Raw genomic sequence first — 15229 nt, 5'->3', positions numbered from 1 at the left:
CGAGCGGCATCGGACTCCTGGCCACCGGCGCCGCGGCAATGCCCCGCGGCGTCGTCCGTACCGGCGGCACGGCCGGAACGCTCCGACTCCGCTGGGCCCGGACCGTCCCGTCGGGCACCCCGACCATCCTGCGGGCCGGCTCCTGGCTGCGCCTGCATCGCCTGAGCCCCCACCACGACGCGCCCCCGCTGCCCTTCGGGACTGCGGGGCGCTTTCGTGCGTTCAGGCTCAGGCCTTCTCGCGCCGCACGGATATGGAGCGGAGAGCGGGTCGTCCGATCGCCCAGGCGGCGTAGAACACGCAGACACCGATTGCGATGCGGACGAAGCCGATGCCGTCAGGATCCGTGGTCGCCGCGACGATGAACCTGACCCCGGTCACGGTGAAAGCCAGGGCGAGGATGGCCCGCAGGATGATCTTCATGGGTGAGCACGATAAGCGCCTGGCCGCCCGGCTGGGGAGGGGCTCAGGCCTCCGGCTTGGGTAGCGGCGTGACGGACGTGCCGATGCCGGGCTCCATGTACGCCAGGCCCGCACCGCGCAGCTCCTGCAGGACGCGGCGCGCGGTCATCTGGGCAACGCCGAACTCGGCACACAGGTCGACGACGGACGGCAGACGCCCGCCGGGCGCGTAGGTGCCATCGGCGATGCGCTCCTCGATCACCTCGTACATCTGCTTCCAGCGCGGGATGTCCGCCTTCCACTCCATGATCGAGACGCTAGGCGCGCCCGGCTCACGTGGCGATACGAGTGGGCCTGTCTCACCTAGCGCACCTAGCCCACCCGGCATAGTGTTGAGAACACGAAAAGCCCCCGGCGGCCGCGTCAACGGCCCCGAGGGCGTGGCCGACCGAGAAGGGGTCGACATGGCTCACGGTACCGCCCAGCACGCCCCGCGCGTAGCCGCCCAACTGCAACGGCTTGAAGGGGTTGTCCACACCGCTCACCGCGCCTACCTGGACCACCTCAAGGAGTGCCAGCCGTGCGACTCCCGGCAGACCCGCTGCGCCGACGCCCTGTGGGCCGCGTACACCACCGCCCGGGCCGGCAAGCGATGAGCGCCGCCGAGGAGCGCGTCACGGGCACCTGCGCCCGCTGCCAGAAGCAGACCACCGACGGCGTCTCCTACATGGTCGAGACCGGCTCCGGGCCGGGCGCCATCCTCGTCGTGTGTGCCGACACCAGGGCGTGCCGGCGCCGGGAGGGACCGGCCCGGCCGCGCATGTACTCCCTGTAGAGCTGCCGCCGGTCTCCGACGGCGAGCAACACGGGAGGCCGCACCGCACCCCCGGGGCCACGTCACGTTCGAAGCCAGGCGGGTGAGTCGGGCGCGATCGTTGACAACTCGGGCCGGCGGTGGGCCGGCTAACGATCGGAAAAGCCCCTCCGGGTGACCCGGAGGGGCTTCGCTCGTTATCTCGCTGCAGGTCCCGAACCTGCGGGCCCACGGCCCTTGGTGGGGCGGGTGGGACTCGAACCCACGACCGACGGATTATGAGTCCGCTGCTCTAACCGGCTGAGCTACCGCCCCGTACGGCGTGCCGTCACCATCCCGTGCACGCCGTCTGCCGCAGCATAGCTGCTCATACGATCTGTCGCCCTCGCGGGTCACAGACGCACCACCTCATGGACTGAGATCGCCGGGTGATCGGTTCCCGGGGGCACGAAAAAGGACCCCCGAGGGGGTCCTTGAGCGCTGCTCCCCCGACTGGACTCGAACCAGTAACCTGCCGGTTAACAGCCGGCTGCTCTGCCAATTGAGCTACAGGGGATAGAGGAGCGCGAGCTCCCCCGACTGGACTCGAACCAGTAACCTGCCGGTTAACAGCCGGCTGCTCTGCCAATTGAGCTACAGGGGATCGCTCCGCTTGCACCGAATGCACCCGTTTCCGGCATCCCGGACGGCGTGCGCTCGCTGCGACACATACATTAGCGCAAGGTGGGGGGTGCTCCGCCAACCGGTATCTCCGTGGTTGTCCGCAGGCCACGACGGGTAGGCGCGAAGCACAGCCCCGAGACGAGGAGAGGGTGGAGCCATGCGCTACCGGCTGACGTTCATCAGCGGGGTCGCCGTCGGGTACGTGCTCGGGGCGCGGGCCGGCCGCGACCGCTACGAGCAGCTGCGCAAGAGCGCCCAGCGGATCGCCCAGAACCCGGCGGTGCGGAACACCGTGGAGAGCGCGGGACAGGCCGGGCGCGGCGCGGCCGTGAAGGCCGTGGACGCGGTGACCGCGAAGGTCGGGGACCGGTTGCCGCCGGCGGTCGCGGAGCGGCTGCGCCGGGTGCGCGGCAACGGCTCGGCGGTCGAGGACGACTGGGGCACGAGCAACACCTGACGGTGCCGGTCCGGCGCGTGCGGACGCGGGCGAGGGTGACCGGTTTTCCGCCGTACGCGCCGGGTACGGCATGATGCGCCCATGGGGATTGTGGCGGGGATCGACAGCTCGGGCACCGGCACGACGGTGGTCGTGTGCGACACGGACAGCGGAGCCGTACTCCGGCAGGCGCACGCCCCTCACCCCCTGCCGGGCGGCGAGGGCTCCGCGGCGCTGACCGAGATCGACCCCGAGGCATGGCTGCTGTCACTGGGCGAGGCGGCCAAGAGCGGGATGCTCGAGGGCGTGGAGGCCATCGGGGTCTCCGGGCAGCAGCACGGGATGCTGGCCCTGGACGCGGGCGGGGCGCTGGTGCGGCCCGCGCTGCTGTGGAACGACAAGCGGGCGCAGATACAGGCCGCCGATCTCACCGAGGAGCTGGGCGGACCCGGCGGCTGGGCCGAGGCCGTCGGCGCGGTGCCGCAGGCCGCGTACCCGGTGGCGAAGCTGCGCTGGATGGCCCGGCACGAACCGGCCTCCGCACAGCGCACCGCCGCGGTCCTGCTGCCGCACGACTGGCTGGTGTGGCAGCTCATGGGCCGCCCCCAGCGGCGCACCACGGACCGGGGCGACGCCTCGGGGACGGGCTACTGGTCGGCGGCGACCGGCCGCTACCGCACGGACATCGTGGAGCTGGCGCTCGGCCACCCGGTGGCGCTGCCCGAGGTGCTGGCCCCCGCCGAGCCGGCCGGCCGGACTCCGGAGGGCTTGCTGATCTCGGCCGGCACCGGGGACAACATGGCGGCGGCGCTCGGACTGGGCGTCGGCCCGGGGGACGCGGTGGTGTCCCTCGGCGCGGCCGGAACGGTCTTCGCGGTGCACCACCACGCGCTGAGCGACCCGACGGGCATGATCACCTCCTTCGCGGACGCGACCGGCCGCCATCTGCCCGTGGTGCACACCCGCAACGCGGTACGCGTGCTGCGCGGCACCGCCGAACTCCTCGGCACGGACCTGAAGGGGCTGTCGGAGCTGGCGATGCGCTCGACGCCGGGCGCGTACGGGCTGGTGCTGCTGCCGTATCTGGAGGGCGAGCGCACCCCCGACCTGCCGCACACCGCCGGGACGCTGACCGGACTGCGCCGCGAGAGCATGAAGCCCGAGCATCTGGCGCGGGCGGCCTTCGAGGGGATGCTCTGCGGGCTGGCGGACGCGCTGGACGTGCTGCGGGCACGCGGGGTGGAGGTGCGACGGATCTTCCTGCTGGGCCCGGCGGGCGATCTGCCCGCCGTGCGGTCGATGGCCCCGGCGCTGCTGGGTGCGCAGATCGTGGTGCCGCCGCCGGGCGAGTACGCGGCGCTGGGCGCGGCCCGGCAGGCGGCGTGGTCGCTGGGCGTGGTGAACGGCACGGCCTCTCCGGAGGAGCCGCCGTACTGGCACCCCGCGGACTACGCCGTCGTCGAACCGGGCCCGGACGACGGGCCGATCGGGCACTCGGTGCGGCAGCAGTACGTGACGGTGCGTGAGCAGACGCATCCGGGGGCGTTCCCGGGCTGATCCGGGTGTCCCCGGGTTGGTCCCGGTGTCGGCCATGACCCGGTAAACCGTGTGCCTACGGCAACCATCGGACTATAGGGTCGTCCGTCGTGCTGATCCGACTCCTCCGGTCCCATCTCCGGCCCTACCGGCGCGCCGTCTCCGTGCTCGTGGTGCTGCAGTTCGTGGCGACCCTCGCCATGCTCTATCTGCCCACCCTCAACGCCGACATCATCGACAACGGTGTCGTGAAGGGGGACACGGGCTACATCCTCGAGATCGGCGGCATCATGCTCGCCGTCACCCTGGTCCAGCTCGCCTGCTCGGTGGGCGCCGTCTACCACGGGGCCCGCACCTCGATGGCGGTCGGCCGGGACATCCGCGCCTCGGTCTTCGACCGGGTGCAGCGCTTCTCCTCGCGCGAGGTCGGACAGTTCGGCGCCCCGTCGCTGATCACCCGTACGACCAATGACGTCCAGCAGGTGCAGATGCTGGTGCTGATGACCTTCACGCTGATGGTCTCGGCGCCGATCATGTGCTTCGGCGGGATCGTCATGGCGCTCGGCCAGGACGTGCCGCTCTCCTCGCTGCTGCTGGCGGTGGTGCCGGTGCTGGGTGTGCTGGTGCTGCTGCTGGTGCGCACGCTGCGCCCGTTGTTCCGGTCGATGCAGGAGCGGCTGGACACGGTGAACCGGGTGCTGCGCGAGCAGATCACCGGCATCCGGGTCATCCGCGCCTTCGTCAAGGACGACTTCGAGCAGGCGCGGTTCCGCAAGGCCAACGACGACCTGACGGACGTCGCACTGCGCGCGGGCCGGATGATGACCCTGATGTTCCCGGTGGCGATGGCCGTCGTGAACGTCACGAGCGTGGCCGTGCTGTGGTTCGGCGCCCACCGGATCGACAGCGGCGGCATGCGGATCGGCGCGCTGACCGCCTTCATCAGCTATCTGATGCAGATCCTGATGTCGATCATGATGGCGACCTTCATGGTGATGATGGTGCCGCGCGCCGAGGTGTGCGCCGAGCGCATCGAGGACGTGCTCGGCACCGCGCCCAGCGTCGTCCCGCCCGCCGAGCCGGTGCGGCTGCCGGTGCGACGCGGCGAGCTGGAGCTGCGGGCCGCGGACTTCGCGTACCCGGGTGCCGAGGCCGAGGTGCTGCGGGGCATCGACCTGATCGCCCGGCCCGGTGAGACCACGGCGGTGATCGGCTCGACCGGCAGCGGCAAGACCACCCTGCTCGGGCTCGTGCCGCGGCTCTTCGACGCCACGGGCGGCCAGGTCCTCATCGACGGCACCGACGTCCGAGACCTCGACGCGGCCCAGCTGGCCGAGATCGTCGCCCTGGTCCCGCAGAAGCCGTACCTCTTCACCGGTACGGTCGCCTCCAACCTGCGCTACGGCAACCCGGAGGCCACCGACGAGGAGCTGTGGCACGCCCTGGAGATCGCGCAGGCCCGGGACTTCGTGGAGCGGCTCGCGGAGGAGGGCTCCGGCTCCGGGCTGGACGCCCCGATCGCCCAGGGCGGCACCAATGTCTCCGGCGGCCAGCGCCAGCGCCTCGCCATCGCGCGGGCCCTGGTGCGCAAGCCGAGCGTCTACCTCTTCGACGACTCCTTCTCCGCGCTGGACTACGCGACCGACGCCGCGCTGCGCCGGGCGCTGGCGCGGGAGACGGCGGAAGCGACGGTCGTCATCGTCGCGCAGCGGGTCAGCACCATCCGCGACGCCGACCGGATCGTGGTCCTCGACGAGGGCCATGTGGTGGGCACCGGCACCCACCACGAACTGATGGACGGCAATCCCACGTACCGGGAGATCGTGCTCTCCCAGCTCACCGAGCAGGAGGCGGCATGAGCGTCCCCGCGCCCCGGAGGGGGCCCGCGCCCGCGGCGGGACCGATGCGGTTCATGGGCGGCCAGCCCACCGAGCGGTCCATGGACTTCAAGGGTTCCGGCAAGCGGCTGCTGGGCCTGATGCGTCCCGAACGCACGCTGGTGTACGCCATCCTGGCGTGCACGGTGCTGGGCGTCGCCCTCAACGTCATCGGACCGAGGATCCTGGGCCGGGCCACCGACCTGATCTTCGCCGGCGTGCTCGGCCGCTCGCTGCCCGCGGGCAGCGACAAGGCCGGGGCGATCGAGCACCTGCGGGAGCAGGGCAGCGACACGCTGGCCGACATGCTGCAGTCCACGGACTTCACCCCGGGCGCCGGCATCGACTTCGACGCCGTCGGCCACGTGCTGCTCACCGCCCTGGCGATCTACGCGGCCGCGGCGGTCTTCGCCGTCGTCCAGGGCCGGCTGGCCACGACGGTCATCCAGCGCACGGTGTTCCGGCTGCGCCAGGACGTCGAGGCGAAGCTGGCCCGGCTGCCGCTGTCGTACTTCGACCGGCAGGCGCGCGGCGAGGTGCTGAGCCGGGCCACCAACGACATCGACAACATCGGCCAGACGCTGCAGCAGACGATGGGGCAGATCATCTTCGCGCTGCTGTCGATCGTGGGCGTGCTGGTGATGATGTTCTCGATCTCCTGGCTGCTGGCGCTGGTCGCCCTGGTCACCGTTCCGCTGTCGGTGTTCGTCGCCACGGCGGTGGGCAAGCGGGCCCAGCCGCAGTTCGTCCAGCAGTGGCGGACCACCGGCAAACTCAACGCCCACATCGAGGAGATGTACACCGGGCACACCCTGGTGAAGGTCTTCGGCCGCCAGGAGGAGTCCGCGGAGGCCTTCCGCGAGCAGAACGAGGCGCTCTACGAGTCGGGCTTCCGGGCCCAGTTCATCTCGGGCGTCATCCAGCCCGCCATGATGTTCATCGGCAACATCAACTACATCCTGGTCGCGGTCGTGGGCGGCCTGCGGGTCGCGAGCGGCGCGCTGTCGATCGGCGACGTCCAGGCCTTCATCCAGTACACCCGGCAGTTCAGCCAGCCGCTGACCCAGGTGGCGAGCATGTCCAACCTGGTGCAGTCCGGGGTCGCATCCGCCGAGCGGGTCTTCGAGCTCCTCGACGCGGAGGAGCAGAGCCCCGAGCCGAAGACGCTCGGGCTGAGCAAGGACCGGCGCGGCGAGGTCCGCTTCGAGGACGTGGCGTTCCGCTACGACCCCGACAAGCCCCTCATCGAGGACCTGTCGCTCACCGTCGAGCCGGGCCACACCGTGGCCATCGTCGGCCCGACCGGCGCGGGCAAGACCACGCTGGTCAATCTGCTCATGCGGTTCTACGAGGTCACCGGCGGGCGGATCACCCTCGACGGGGCCGACATCGCCGCCATGCCCCGCCAGGAGCTGCGCTCCGGCATCGGCATGGTGCTGCAGGACACCTGGCTGTTCGGCGGCACCATCGCGGAGAACATCGCGTACGGCACCGAGGGAGCCACCCGCGAGCAGATCGAGGAAGCCGCGCGCGCCGCGCACGCGGACCGCTTCATCCGCACCCTCCCGGACGGGTACGACACCGTCATCGACGACGAGGGCACGGGTGTCAGCGCCGGCGAGAAGCAGCTGATCACCATCGCGCGGGCGTTCCTGTCCGACCCGGTGATCCTCGTCCTCGACGAGGCCACCAGCTCGGTCGACACCCGTACCGAGGTGCTGATCCAGCGGGCCATGGCGCAGCTCAGCCACGGGCGGACCAGCTTCGTGATCGCGCACCGGCTGTCCACGATCCGCGACGCGGACGTCATCCTGGTGATGGAGAGCGGTGACATCGTCGAACAGGGCACCCACGGGGAGCTGCTGGCCAAGGACGGCGCCTACGCCCGGCTGTACGCGGCGCAGTTCGCGGAGGCCGTGGCCGAGGTCGACTGATCGCCCGTGCCACCGCCGCACCAGCCCCCGCCGGCCCGGCCGGCGGGGGCTCGCGCGTCCTCAGTCCAGGTAGCCGCGCAACTGGTCGGCGAAGGCGTGGTCGCGCAGCTTGTTGAGGGTCTTGGACTCGATCTGCCGGATGCGCTCGCGGGTGACGCCGAAGATCCGGCCGATCTCCTCCAGGGTGCGCGGACGGCCGTCGACCAGGCCGTACCGCAGCTGGACGACCTTGCGCTCCCGCTCGCCGAGGGTGGAGAGCACGGCCTCCAGGTGCTCGCGCAGCAGCAGGAAGGCGGCGGACTCCACCGGCGAGGCGGCGTCGCCGTCCTCGATGAGGTCGCCGAGGGCGACGTCCTCCTCCTCGCCCACCGGGGCGTGCAGGCTGACCGGTTCCTGGGCCAGTCGCAGCACCTCGCTCACCCGCTCCGGGGGGATCTCCAGGTGGGCGGCGACCTCCTCGGTGGTGGGCTCGTAGCCGCGTTCCTGCAGCAGCCGGCGCTGGACGCGGACGACCCGGTTGATCAGCTCCACGACGTGGACCGGGACCCTGATGGTGCGGGCCTGGTCGGCCAGCGCCCGGCTCATGGCCTGGCGGATCCACCAGGTCGCGTAGGTGGAGAACTTGTAGCCGCGGGCGTAGTCGAACTTCTCCACGGCGCGGATCAGCCCGAGGTTGCCCTCCTGGACCAGGTCGAGCATGGTCAGGCCGCGGCCCACGTAGCGCTTGGCGACCGAGACCACGAGGCGCAGATTGGCCTCGATCAGGCGGCGCTTGGCCACCCGGCCGAGGACGACCAGCCGGTCGAGGTCGACGGCCAGCTGCGAGTCCGGGTCCGGGGCGCTGTTGAGCTTCTCCTCGGCGAAGAGGCCGGCCTCGACCCGGCGGGCGAGATCGACCTCCTCCACGGCGGTCAGCAGCGGGATCCGGCCGATCTCGCGCAGATACTGGCGGAACAGGTCTGCGGAGGGGCCGGCGACCTCGTCGCTCAACTGCCGTACGGGGCCGGGTTCGGCGTCGGCCTCGGCGTCGGGATCCGGCTCCGCCTCGGCGGCGGCCTCCGCCTGGGCCCGCGCCTCCGCCTCGCCGGGGTCGGCCGCCGGCTCCTCGGGGTGCACGGCGGTGTGGTTCTGCGCCGGCACGCGCTCCAGCAGGTCGGCGGCCGGGGGCGTCAGGGTCCGGATGTGCACGGGAGCGACCTCCACGGTGAGCGCAGCCACGGACTCGGAGACACGCGTGAGCGGAACGGTCGCGGCGTCCTCGCCGCGGCCCGTCCGGGAGTTCGCCGTCAGCGGTACTCCGGTGGCGTCACCTTCGACACCGCTCGGCAGTCCGCGCTCCGAGGACTCTTGCACCGCCCCCAGTGTGGCGTACGGCACACCGTGCCCACGAGGGTCGTGCGCCGCTTTTTTGTGACGGAGGGCAACCCCCTCGTCACGCCCGCCGCCGGGGCCGTTACGGCTGCGGAACGGGGCGGGACGACGCCCGCGGCCGGCTCACAGCGCGGCGGCGCCCTGTTCGCGCAGGTGCTGGCCGTACTGCTGGAGCGCCCACAGCTCGCCCTGGACGGCGGCGAGTTGGGCCTCGTCGGCGCGCGGACCGAGGCGGGCGAGGGAGGCCCGGACCTCCGCGACGCGGCGGTCGACCGCCAGCAGCCGGACGCGGACGAGGACCTCGCCCGCGTAGATGTCGGGGGCCTTGTGCATCACCGCCTCGACGGCGAGTTCCGTGACCATGCCCCGGACCGTGTCGTCCGGCGCGACGTCGCGGACGCGGGCGAGGTACTCCGCGTCCGCGCCCTCCGCGCCGCCCGCCTCGGCGATGGCGCGGCGCACCGCCACGTACGGCGGAGCGGTGAACTCGTCCTCCCCGTAGGCGTCGAAGGCAGGGGAGACCAGCGCGGGGTACTGGAGGGCGAGCTTGAGCAGCTCGCGCTCGACGCGGTGCGCCGGGCTGCGCAGGTCCAGCCGGGGGCCGCTCGGCGCGGGCGGGCCGGCGGGGGCCGCCTGATGCCCCGGCGGCGGGCCGTTGCGGGGCCCCGGGCCCGCCGGTCCGCCGGACTGGCGGCGCTCGCGCTGCCAGCGGGCGAGCTGGCCGACCCGGCGCACCACGAACTGCGAGTCGAGGATGCCCAGCATGCCCGCGAGCTGCACGGCGTACTCGTGCTGGATGGCGGCGTTCTTGATGCCCGCGACGATGGGCGCGCCCGCCTCCAGCGCGGAGGCGCGGCCCTCGGCGGTGTCGAGGTTGTAGCGGGCGACGACCGACCGGAGCGCGAAGGCGAACAGGGGTGTACGGGTGTCGACCAGCCGCTGCACGGCGGCGTCGCCCTCGGCGAGGCGCAGATCGCAGGGGTCCATGCCGCCGGGCGTGATGGCGATGGAGGTCTCGGCGGCGAACTTCTGGTCGTCCTCGAAGGCGCGCAGCGCCGCCTTCTGGCCGGCCTCGTCGCCGTCGAAGGTGAAGACGACCTCGGCGTTGGAGTTGTCCATCAGCAGCCGGCGGAGGATCTTGATGTGATCGCCGCCGAAGGCGGTGCCGCAGGTCGCGATGGCGGTGGTCACGCCCGCGAGGTGGCAGGCCATGACGTCGGTGTAGCCCTCGACGACGACGGCCCGGCTGGTGCGGGCGATCTCCTTCTTCGCCAGGTCGATGCCGTACAGGACCTGGGACTTCTTGTAGATCGGCGTCTCGGGGGTGTTGAGGTACTTCGGCCCCTGGTCGTCCTCGCGCAGCTTGCGCGCGCCGAAGCCGATCACCTCGCCGGTGATGTCGCGGATGGGCCAGATCAGCCGGCCGCGGAAGCGGTCGATGGCACCGCCGCGACGGCTCTCGCTGGCCAGTCCGGAAACGATCAGCTCGCGGTCGGTGAAGCCCTTGCCGCGCAGGAAGCGGACGAGGTGGTCCCAGCCGGCCGGGGCGTAGCCGACGCCGAAGTGCTCGGCGGCGGCCTGGTCGAAGCCGCGCTCGGCGAGGAACTTCCGGCCGATCTCGGCCTCGGCGCCGCCCAGCTGCTCGACGTAGAACTGCGCCGCCACCTTGTGCGCCTCGATCAGGCGGATGCGCTCGCCCTGCTGGCGGCCGGGGGTGTAGCCGCCCTCCTCGTACCGCAGTGTGATGCCCGCCACGGCGGCGAGCCGTTCGACCGCCTCGGAGAACGACAGATGGTCGACCTTCATCACGAAGTCGAGGGTGTCGCCGCCCTCCTGGCAGCCGAAGCAGTGGTAGAGCCCCTTGCTCGGGCTCACGTGGAAGGAGGGGGACTTCTCGTCGTGGAAGGGGCACAGGCCCTTCAGATTGCCGCCGCCCGCATTCCTGAGCTGCAGGTACTCCGAGACGACGGCGTCGATCGGGACCGCGTCCCGCACCGCCTTGACGTCCTCGTCCCTGATCCGCCCTGCCACGGAAGGATTCTACGGCGCGGGCCGCGGAAGGTCAGACCAGCTTCGCGACGAAGAGGAAGTGCGGCCCGGCCGGCTCCAGCACGAACTCCTCCCCCACCGGCGTGAAGCCCTGCGCCTCCCAGAAGCCGCGCGCCGAGGTGCGGCCGTTGCACCACACCAGCTCGGCCCCGCGCTGCCGGGCCTGCTCCAGGGCGGCGTGCAGCAGCGCCGAGCCGTAGCCGCGGCCGCGGACCTCGGGGGCGCTGGCCATGCCGCGGATCCGGTAGGCGATCGCGGCATCGCCGGGCAGCTGCTCGGGGAAGAGTGTGACGCACGCCACGACCTCGTCGCCGCCGTCGCCGTCGTAGGCCGCCATGTGGAAGGCGAGCGGGTGACCGTCCTCGAGGAAGATCGCCGACTCCCGCGGGAGCCCGGGGCGCAGCACCCTCCAGCGCAGTTCGAAGATCTCCTCGACGGGTACGACGGCGGTCCTGGGCTCCATGACAGCCATGCTAGGTGACCGCCCGCGGGCTCACTCCAGGAGGGAGGCCAGGGGCACCGTGGGGTCGGCCAGCGCGTCGGTGTCGACCCGGCGGCCGGACCGGATCAGCTTCTGGACGGTGTCGGTGACGTCCCAGACGTTGACGTTCATCCCGGCCAGCACCCTGCCCTCGCGCAGCCAGAAGGCGATGAACTGCCGCTTGCCCATGTCCCCCCGGGCCAGCACCTGGTCGTAGGTGCCGGGGGCGGCGTGCCCGGAGAACTCCATGCCGAGGTCGTACTGGTCGGTGAAGAAGTACGGGACGCGGTCGTACACGACGTCATTGCCGAGCATCGCCCGCGCCGCCACGGGACCGCTGTTGAGGGCGTTGGCCCAGTGCTCGACCCGCAACCTGCCGCCCAGCAGGGGATGTTCGGCGTTGGCGACGTCGCCGGCGGCGAAGATGTCGGGGTCGGAGGTGCGCAGCGAGGCGTCCACGGCGATGCCGCCGCCCGCGGCGCCGTCGGCGAGGGTGAGACCGGAGGCCTCGGCCAGCGCCGTGCGCGGGGCCGCGCCGATCGCGGCGAGCACATGGTGGGCGGGGTGCTCCTCGCCGTCGTCGGTGAGCACCGACATCACCATGCCGTCCTGCCCGGTGATCTCGGTGAGCCGCGCGCCGAAGTGGAACCGCACCCCCTGCTCGCGGTGCAGGTCGGCGAAGACCTCGCCGAGCTCCGGGCCGAGGACGGAGTGCAGCGGGCAGGGCTGCGGCTCGACGACCGTGACCTCGACGCCGTAACCGCGGGCGGCGGCCGCGACCTCCAGGCCGATCCAGCCCGCGCCGGCGATGACCAGGTGGCCGTTCTCGCGGCCGAGCGAGGTCAGCACGTTCTTCAGCCGCTCGGCGTGCGCGAGGCGGCGAAGGTGGTGCACCCCGGCCAGGTCGGTGCCGGGGATGTCCAGCCGGCGCGGCTCGGCACCGGTGGCCAGCAGGAGCCTGTCGTACGGGATGGAGGTCCCGTCGCCCAGCGTGATCCGCTTCCCCGCCCGGTCCAGGCCGGTGACCGGCTGGCCGAGGTGCAGCTCCACGTCGTGCTCGGCGTACCAGGAGGCGGGGTGGACGAAGACCGAGTCGCGCTCCTCGTTGCCGAGCAGGAAGCCCTTGGACAGCGGGGGTCGCTCGTAGGGGTGGTCGCGTTCGTCCCCGATCAGTATCACGCGGCCCGTGAAGCCCTCGGAGCGCAGCGTCTCCGCCGCTTTCGCCCCGGCGAGTCCGGCCCCGACGATGACGAATGTGTGGTCTGCGTCCACCACTGTGCGCCTCCCTGGTCTCCTCGGGTGCCCCGCGGCCCTCCCTCTGGCAATTGCCAGTCATGTGAGCGTCCCGCACGGCAGGGCCGACGTGAAGAGTGCCGCGCCGACCGCGGCGCGTCCCGGCGCGGCGCGCGGGGGCGGGCGGGGGCCCGCCGGGGGCTCACCGACGGGCGGTGAGCCGGGCGTGCAGGACGGTCGCGGCGGCGTCGGTGAGCGAGGCGATCTGGTCGACGACGGCCCGCTGCCGCGCCCGGTCGTCCTTCGCCGCGTCGAAGATCCCCCGGAACTGCGGGTCGAGCCCCTCCGGCGCCCGGGTCAGCAGCGCCTCGGCGAGCTCCCCGATGACCACGCGCTGCTGGGCGCGGCGCCGCTCCTGCGCCTCGCGCTGCATGACGTACCGGTCGGCGACCGCCTTGAGGACGGCGCATTCCAGCCGCTGGTCGCGCGGGACGACCAGCTCGGCACGGTAGCGGGTGAGCCGGCCGGTGCCGTACGCGTCCCGGGTGGCGCGCTCGGCGGCGAGGCAGAAGCGGCCGATGAGCTGCGAGGTGGCGTCCTTCAGCCGGGCCTGGGCGATGGCCGAGCCGTCGAAGCCGTGCGGCCACCATTCCATGTCGAGCAGCCGGTCCAGCGCCTCGGCGAGCTCGTCCTCGGTCGCCCCGGGTGCGTAGCGGGCCGCGGCGACCGCGAAGATCTCGCGCCGCTCGGGCTCGGCGAGCAGCACGGCCGGGTCCAGGTGCCCGGCGTGCAGTCCGTCCTCCACGTCGTGGACGGAGTAGGCCACGTCGTCGGCCCAGTCCATGACCTGCGCCTCGAAGCACTGCACGTACGGACGGTCGGCGGGGGCGGTGCGGCGCAGCCACTCGAAGACCGGCAGGTCGTCCTCGTACACGCCGAACTTGGGGCTGGTGGGATCGGTGGGGTGCCCGCCGCGCGGCCACGGGTACTTCGTCGCCGCGTCCAGGGCCGCCCGGGTGAGGTTGAGACCGACGCTGACGAGGGCGCCGTCGTCGGCGTGGGCGAAACGCTTCGGCTCCAGCCGGGTCAGGATGCGCAGGCTCTGCGCGTTGCCCTCGAAGCCCCCGCAGCCGGCCGCGACCTCGGCGAGCACCATCTCGCCGTTGTGGCCGAAGGGCGGATGGCCGATGTCGTGGGCCAGGCAGGCGGTCTCCACCAGGTCCGGGTCGCAGCCGAGCGCCGCGCCGAGCTCCCGGCCGACCTGGGCGCACTCCAGGCTGTGCGTCAGCCGGGTCCGCGGACTGCTGTTGATCGCCCGGGCGTCGTCGACCGGATCCACCACCTGCGTCTTCCCGGCCAGCCTGCGCAGCCCCGCGGAGTGCAGCATGCGGGCGCGGTCCCGCTGGAACGACGTGCGGCCGGGCCGCTTGTCGGGCTCGGACACATAGCGTTCGGTGTCGGCTTCGCTGTAGGGGGCGTAGTCGGCCGCAGCCGGGTGGTTCACGTCCATACCGCGACGGTATCGGGCACGGCCGGATACCGGTGGCTACGCGGTGGCCAGCTCCGTCGCGGCGCCGGAAGCCGGCGCGGCGGCCCACGCCCGGTCGTAGCGTTCCAGCACCAGCGCCGCCATCGCCGGGTGCGCGCCGAGCGGGGCGGCGGCGACCCACGGCGCGGCGGCGGCCGTCGCGGCGGCGAAGCGGCCGGGCGCGGCGAAGCAGGACGCGACCGCGACCCGGTGCCGGCCGCGGGCCGCCAGCCGCCGCACCGCCTCGGCGACGTCCGGGCCGCCCGAGGCGTACGCGGGCACCACGGGCACGCCGCCGCCCAGCCGGGCCCGCAGCAGCGCCGCCGTGGCCTCGGTGTCCCGGGCCGACTGCGGGTCGCGCGAGCCCGCGGCCGCCAGCACGATCCCGGAGCCGCGGGCGACGCGCGGGGACCCCGCGCGCCAGCCTGCCTCGGCCAGACGGGCGTGCAGCGCCTCCGCGAGCAGCGGGTGCGGGCCCAGCGGCGCCGCGATCCGCGCGCGCAGGTGCGGGGCTCGGGCCAGGGCCCGCGGGATGTCCTGCTTGACGTGGTAACCGCGGGTCAGCATCAGGGGTACCAGGACGGCGTCCCCGCGCAGCGCGGCGAGGGTGTCGTCCAGCAGGGGCTCGTTGAGCTCGATGTGGCCGAGCCGCACGGACAGTCCCGGACGCAGGTCCCCGATCAGATCCAGCAGGGCGTGCGCGGTGCGCAGCGCCTCCGGGTCGCGGCTGCCGTGCGCGACGGCGACCAGGACCGGCGGGCGGCGGGCCGCGGAGCGCAGTGCCACCCGGGAGAGCTGGCTGCTGAGCTGCGCGGTGATCCGGGACATGAGCTGCGCCGTGCTGTCGAAGTGGTCCGGTCCGGGCACGCCGTGGGGCGCGGGTTCCTTGGCCGTCATGGACCGAG

The 15229-nt window shown here is 72.8% G+C and carries 14 protein-coding genes and 3 tRNA genes; 6 read left to right on the top strand and 11 right to left on the bottom strand.

Annotation, left to right across the window (positions count from 1 at the left end; translation table 11 throughout):
• Positions 1-228: 228 nt before the first annotated feature.
• Positions 229-423, bottom strand: coding sequence for a hypothetical protein (locus AB0F62_RS17430; RefSeq protein WP_361798902.1), 195 nt, complete (start codon positions 421-423; stop codon positions 229-231).
• Between the two features lie 43 nt (positions 424-466).
• A complete protein-coding gene (locus AB0F62_RS17425; RefSeq protein WP_361798899.1) occupies positions 467-709 on the bottom strand; it encodes a winged helix-turn-helix domain-containing protein in 243 nt (80 codons plus the stop codon).
• A 157-nt stretch (positions 710-866) separates the two neighbouring features.
• Between AB0F62_RS17425 and AB0F62_RS17420 the strand changes: the two genes are divergently transcribed.
• Positions 867-1058: a hypothetical protein gene (locus AB0F62_RS17420; RefSeq protein ID WP_361798896.1), complete on the top strand. Its 192-nt coding sequence runs from the start codon at positions 867-869 to the stop codon at positions 1056-1058.
• Positions 1055-1237 (top strand): hypothetical protein, encoded by a 183-nt coding sequence (locus AB0F62_RS17415; protein WP_361798893.1) that lies wholly within the window; start codon positions 1055-1057, stop codon positions 1235-1237. Before AB0F62_RS17420 ends, AB0F62_RS17415 begins: the two co-directional genes overlap by 4 nt.
• A 217-nt stretch (positions 1238-1454) precedes the next feature.
• Here the strand turns inward: AB0F62_RS17415 and AB0F62_RS17410 are convergent.
• The 3 genes from AB0F62_RS17410 to AB0F62_RS17400 all read right to left on the bottom strand — a co-directional run bounded on the left by AB0F62_RS17410 (position 1455) and on the right by AB0F62_RS17400 (position 1859).
• A tRNA-Ile gene (locus tag AB0F62_RS17410) sits at positions 1455-1531 on the bottom strand.
• 168 nt (positions 1532-1699) lie between these two features.
• A tRNA-Asn gene (locus AB0F62_RS17405) sits at positions 1700-1772 on the bottom strand.
• A gap of 14 nt (positions 1773-1786) precedes the next feature.
• Positions 1787-1859: transfer RNA gene (locus tag AB0F62_RS17400), tRNA-Asn, on the bottom strand.
• A 177-nt stretch (positions 1860-2036) separates the two neighbouring features.
• Here AB0F62_RS17400 and AB0F62_RS17395 point away from each other — a divergent pair.
• The 4 genes from AB0F62_RS17395 to AB0F62_RS17380 all read left to right on the top strand — a co-directional run bounded on the left by AB0F62_RS17395 (position 2037) and on the right by AB0F62_RS17380 (position 7662).
• The gene (locus tag AB0F62_RS17395; RefSeq protein ID WP_361798890.1) at positions 2037-2336 is read left to right on the top strand and encodes a YtxH domain-containing protein; all 300 of its coding nucleotides are present in this window, start codon (positions 2037-2039) and stop codon (positions 2334-2336) included.
• 81 nt (positions 2337-2417) lie between these two features.
• Complete coding sequence (locus AB0F62_RS17390) at positions 2418-3872, top strand: FGGY family carbohydrate kinase (protein WP_361798887.1); 1455 nt, start codon at positions 2418-2420, stop codon at positions 3870-3872.
• A gap of 89 nt (positions 3873-3961) precedes the next feature.
• Positions 3962-5710 carry an ABC transporter ATP-binding protein gene (locus AB0F62_RS17385; RefSeq protein ID WP_361798884.1) on the top strand — a complete coding sequence of 583 codons (1749 nt, stop codon included), beginning with the start codon at positions 3962-3964 and terminating at the stop codon, positions 5708-5710.
• Positions 5707-7662 (top strand): ABC transporter ATP-binding protein, encoded by a 1956-nt coding sequence (locus AB0F62_RS17380; protein ID WP_361798881.1) that lies wholly within the window; start codon positions 5707-5709, stop codon positions 7660-7662. Before AB0F62_RS17385 ends, AB0F62_RS17380 begins: the two co-directional genes overlap by 4 nt.
• A 60-nt stretch (positions 7663-7722) precedes the next feature.
• Here AB0F62_RS17380 and AB0F62_RS17375 read toward each other — a convergent pair whose 3' ends face one another.
• From AB0F62_RS17375 to AB0F62_RS17350, 6 genes are all read right to left on the bottom strand, one after another.
• Entirely contained in the window at positions 7723-9015 is a 1293-nt protein-coding gene (locus AB0F62_RS17375) for an RNA polymerase sigma factor (protein ID WP_361798878.1), read from the bottom strand.
• A gap of 141 nt (positions 9016-9156) precedes the next feature.
• Complete coding sequence (gene dnaG, locus AB0F62_RS17370; protein WP_361798875.1) at positions 9157-11064, bottom strand: DNA primase; 1908 nt, start codon at positions 11062-11064, stop codon at positions 9157-9159.
• Between the two features lie 31 nt (positions 11065-11095).
• On the bottom strand, positions 11096-11545 hold the full coding sequence (locus AB0F62_RS17365) for a GNAT family N-acetyltransferase (RefSeq protein WP_361798872.1): 450 nt from the start codon (positions 11543-11545) through the stop codon (positions 11096-11098).
• Positions 11546-11575: 30 nt separating this feature from the next.
• The gene (locus tag AB0F62_RS17360; RefSeq protein ID WP_361798869.1) at positions 11576-12838 is read right to left on the bottom strand and encodes an FAD-dependent oxidoreductase; all 1263 of its coding nucleotides are present in this window, start codon (positions 12836-12838) and stop codon (positions 11576-11578) included.
• A gap of 160 nt (positions 12839-12998) precedes the next feature.
• On the bottom strand, positions 12999-14306 hold the full coding sequence (locus AB0F62_RS17355) for a deoxyguanosinetriphosphate triphosphohydrolase (protein WP_361798866.1): 1308 nt from the start codon (positions 14304-14306) through the stop codon (positions 12999-13001).
• Positions 14307-14342: 36 nt separating this feature from the next.
• Complete coding sequence (locus AB0F62_RS17350; RefSeq protein WP_361798863.1) at positions 14343-15221, bottom strand: sirohydrochlorin chelatase; 879 nt, start codon at positions 15219-15221, stop codon at positions 14343-14345.
• Between the last annotated feature and the right edge of the window lie 8 nt (positions 15222-15229).

The sequence above is a fragment of the Streptomyces sp. NPDC026673 genome, from assembly GCF_040638135.1.
Classification (GTDB): domain Bacteria; phylum Actinomycetota; class Actinomycetes; order Streptomycetales; family Streptomycetaceae; genus Actinacidiphila.
This window is presented reverse-complemented; position numbering and strand designations above follow the sequence as displayed.

Bases quoted from the DNA above. Each gene is read 5' to 3' on its own strand.
- AB0F62_RS17425 (WP_361798899.1), bottom strand. From the start codon at position 709: ATGGAGTGGAAGGCGGACATCCCGCGCTGGAAGCAGATGTACGAGGTG.
- AB0F62_RS17355 (WP_361798866.1), bottom strand. From the start codon at position 14,306: ATGGACGTGAACCACCCGGCTGCGGCCGACTACGCCCCCTACAGCGAA.
- AB0F62_RS17390 (WP_361798887.1), top strand. From the start codon at position 2,418: ATGGGGATTGTGGCGGGGATCGACAGCTCGGGCACCGGCACGACGGTG.
- AB0F62_RS17415 (WP_361798893.1), top strand. From the start codon at position 1,055: ATGAGCGCCGCCGAGGAGCGCGTCACGGGCACCTGCGCCCGCTGCCAG.
- AB0F62_RS17380 (WP_361798881.1), top strand. From the start codon at position 5,707: ATGAGCGTCCCCGCGCCCCGGAGGGGGCCCGCGCCCGCGGCGGGACCG.
- AB0F62_RS17430 (WP_361798902.1), bottom strand. From the start codon at position 423: ATGAAGATCATCCTGCGGGCCATCCTCGCCCTGGCTTTCACCGTGACC.
- AB0F62_RS17420 (WP_361798896.1), top strand. From the start codon at position 867: ATGGCTCACGGTACCGCCCAGCACGCCCCGCGCGTAGCCGCCCAACTG.
- AB0F62_RS17395 (WP_361798890.1), top strand. From the start codon at position 2,037: ATGCGCTACCGGCTGACGTTCATCAGCGGGGTCGCCGTCGGGTACGTG.
- AB0F62_RS17350 (WP_361798863.1), bottom strand. From the start codon at position 15,221: ATGACGGCCAAGGAACCCGCGCCCCACGGCGTGCCCGGACCGGACCAC.
- AB0F62_RS17365 (WP_361798872.1), bottom strand. From the start codon at position 11,545: ATGGAGCCCAGGACCGCCGTCGTACCCGTCGAGGAGATCTTCGAACTG.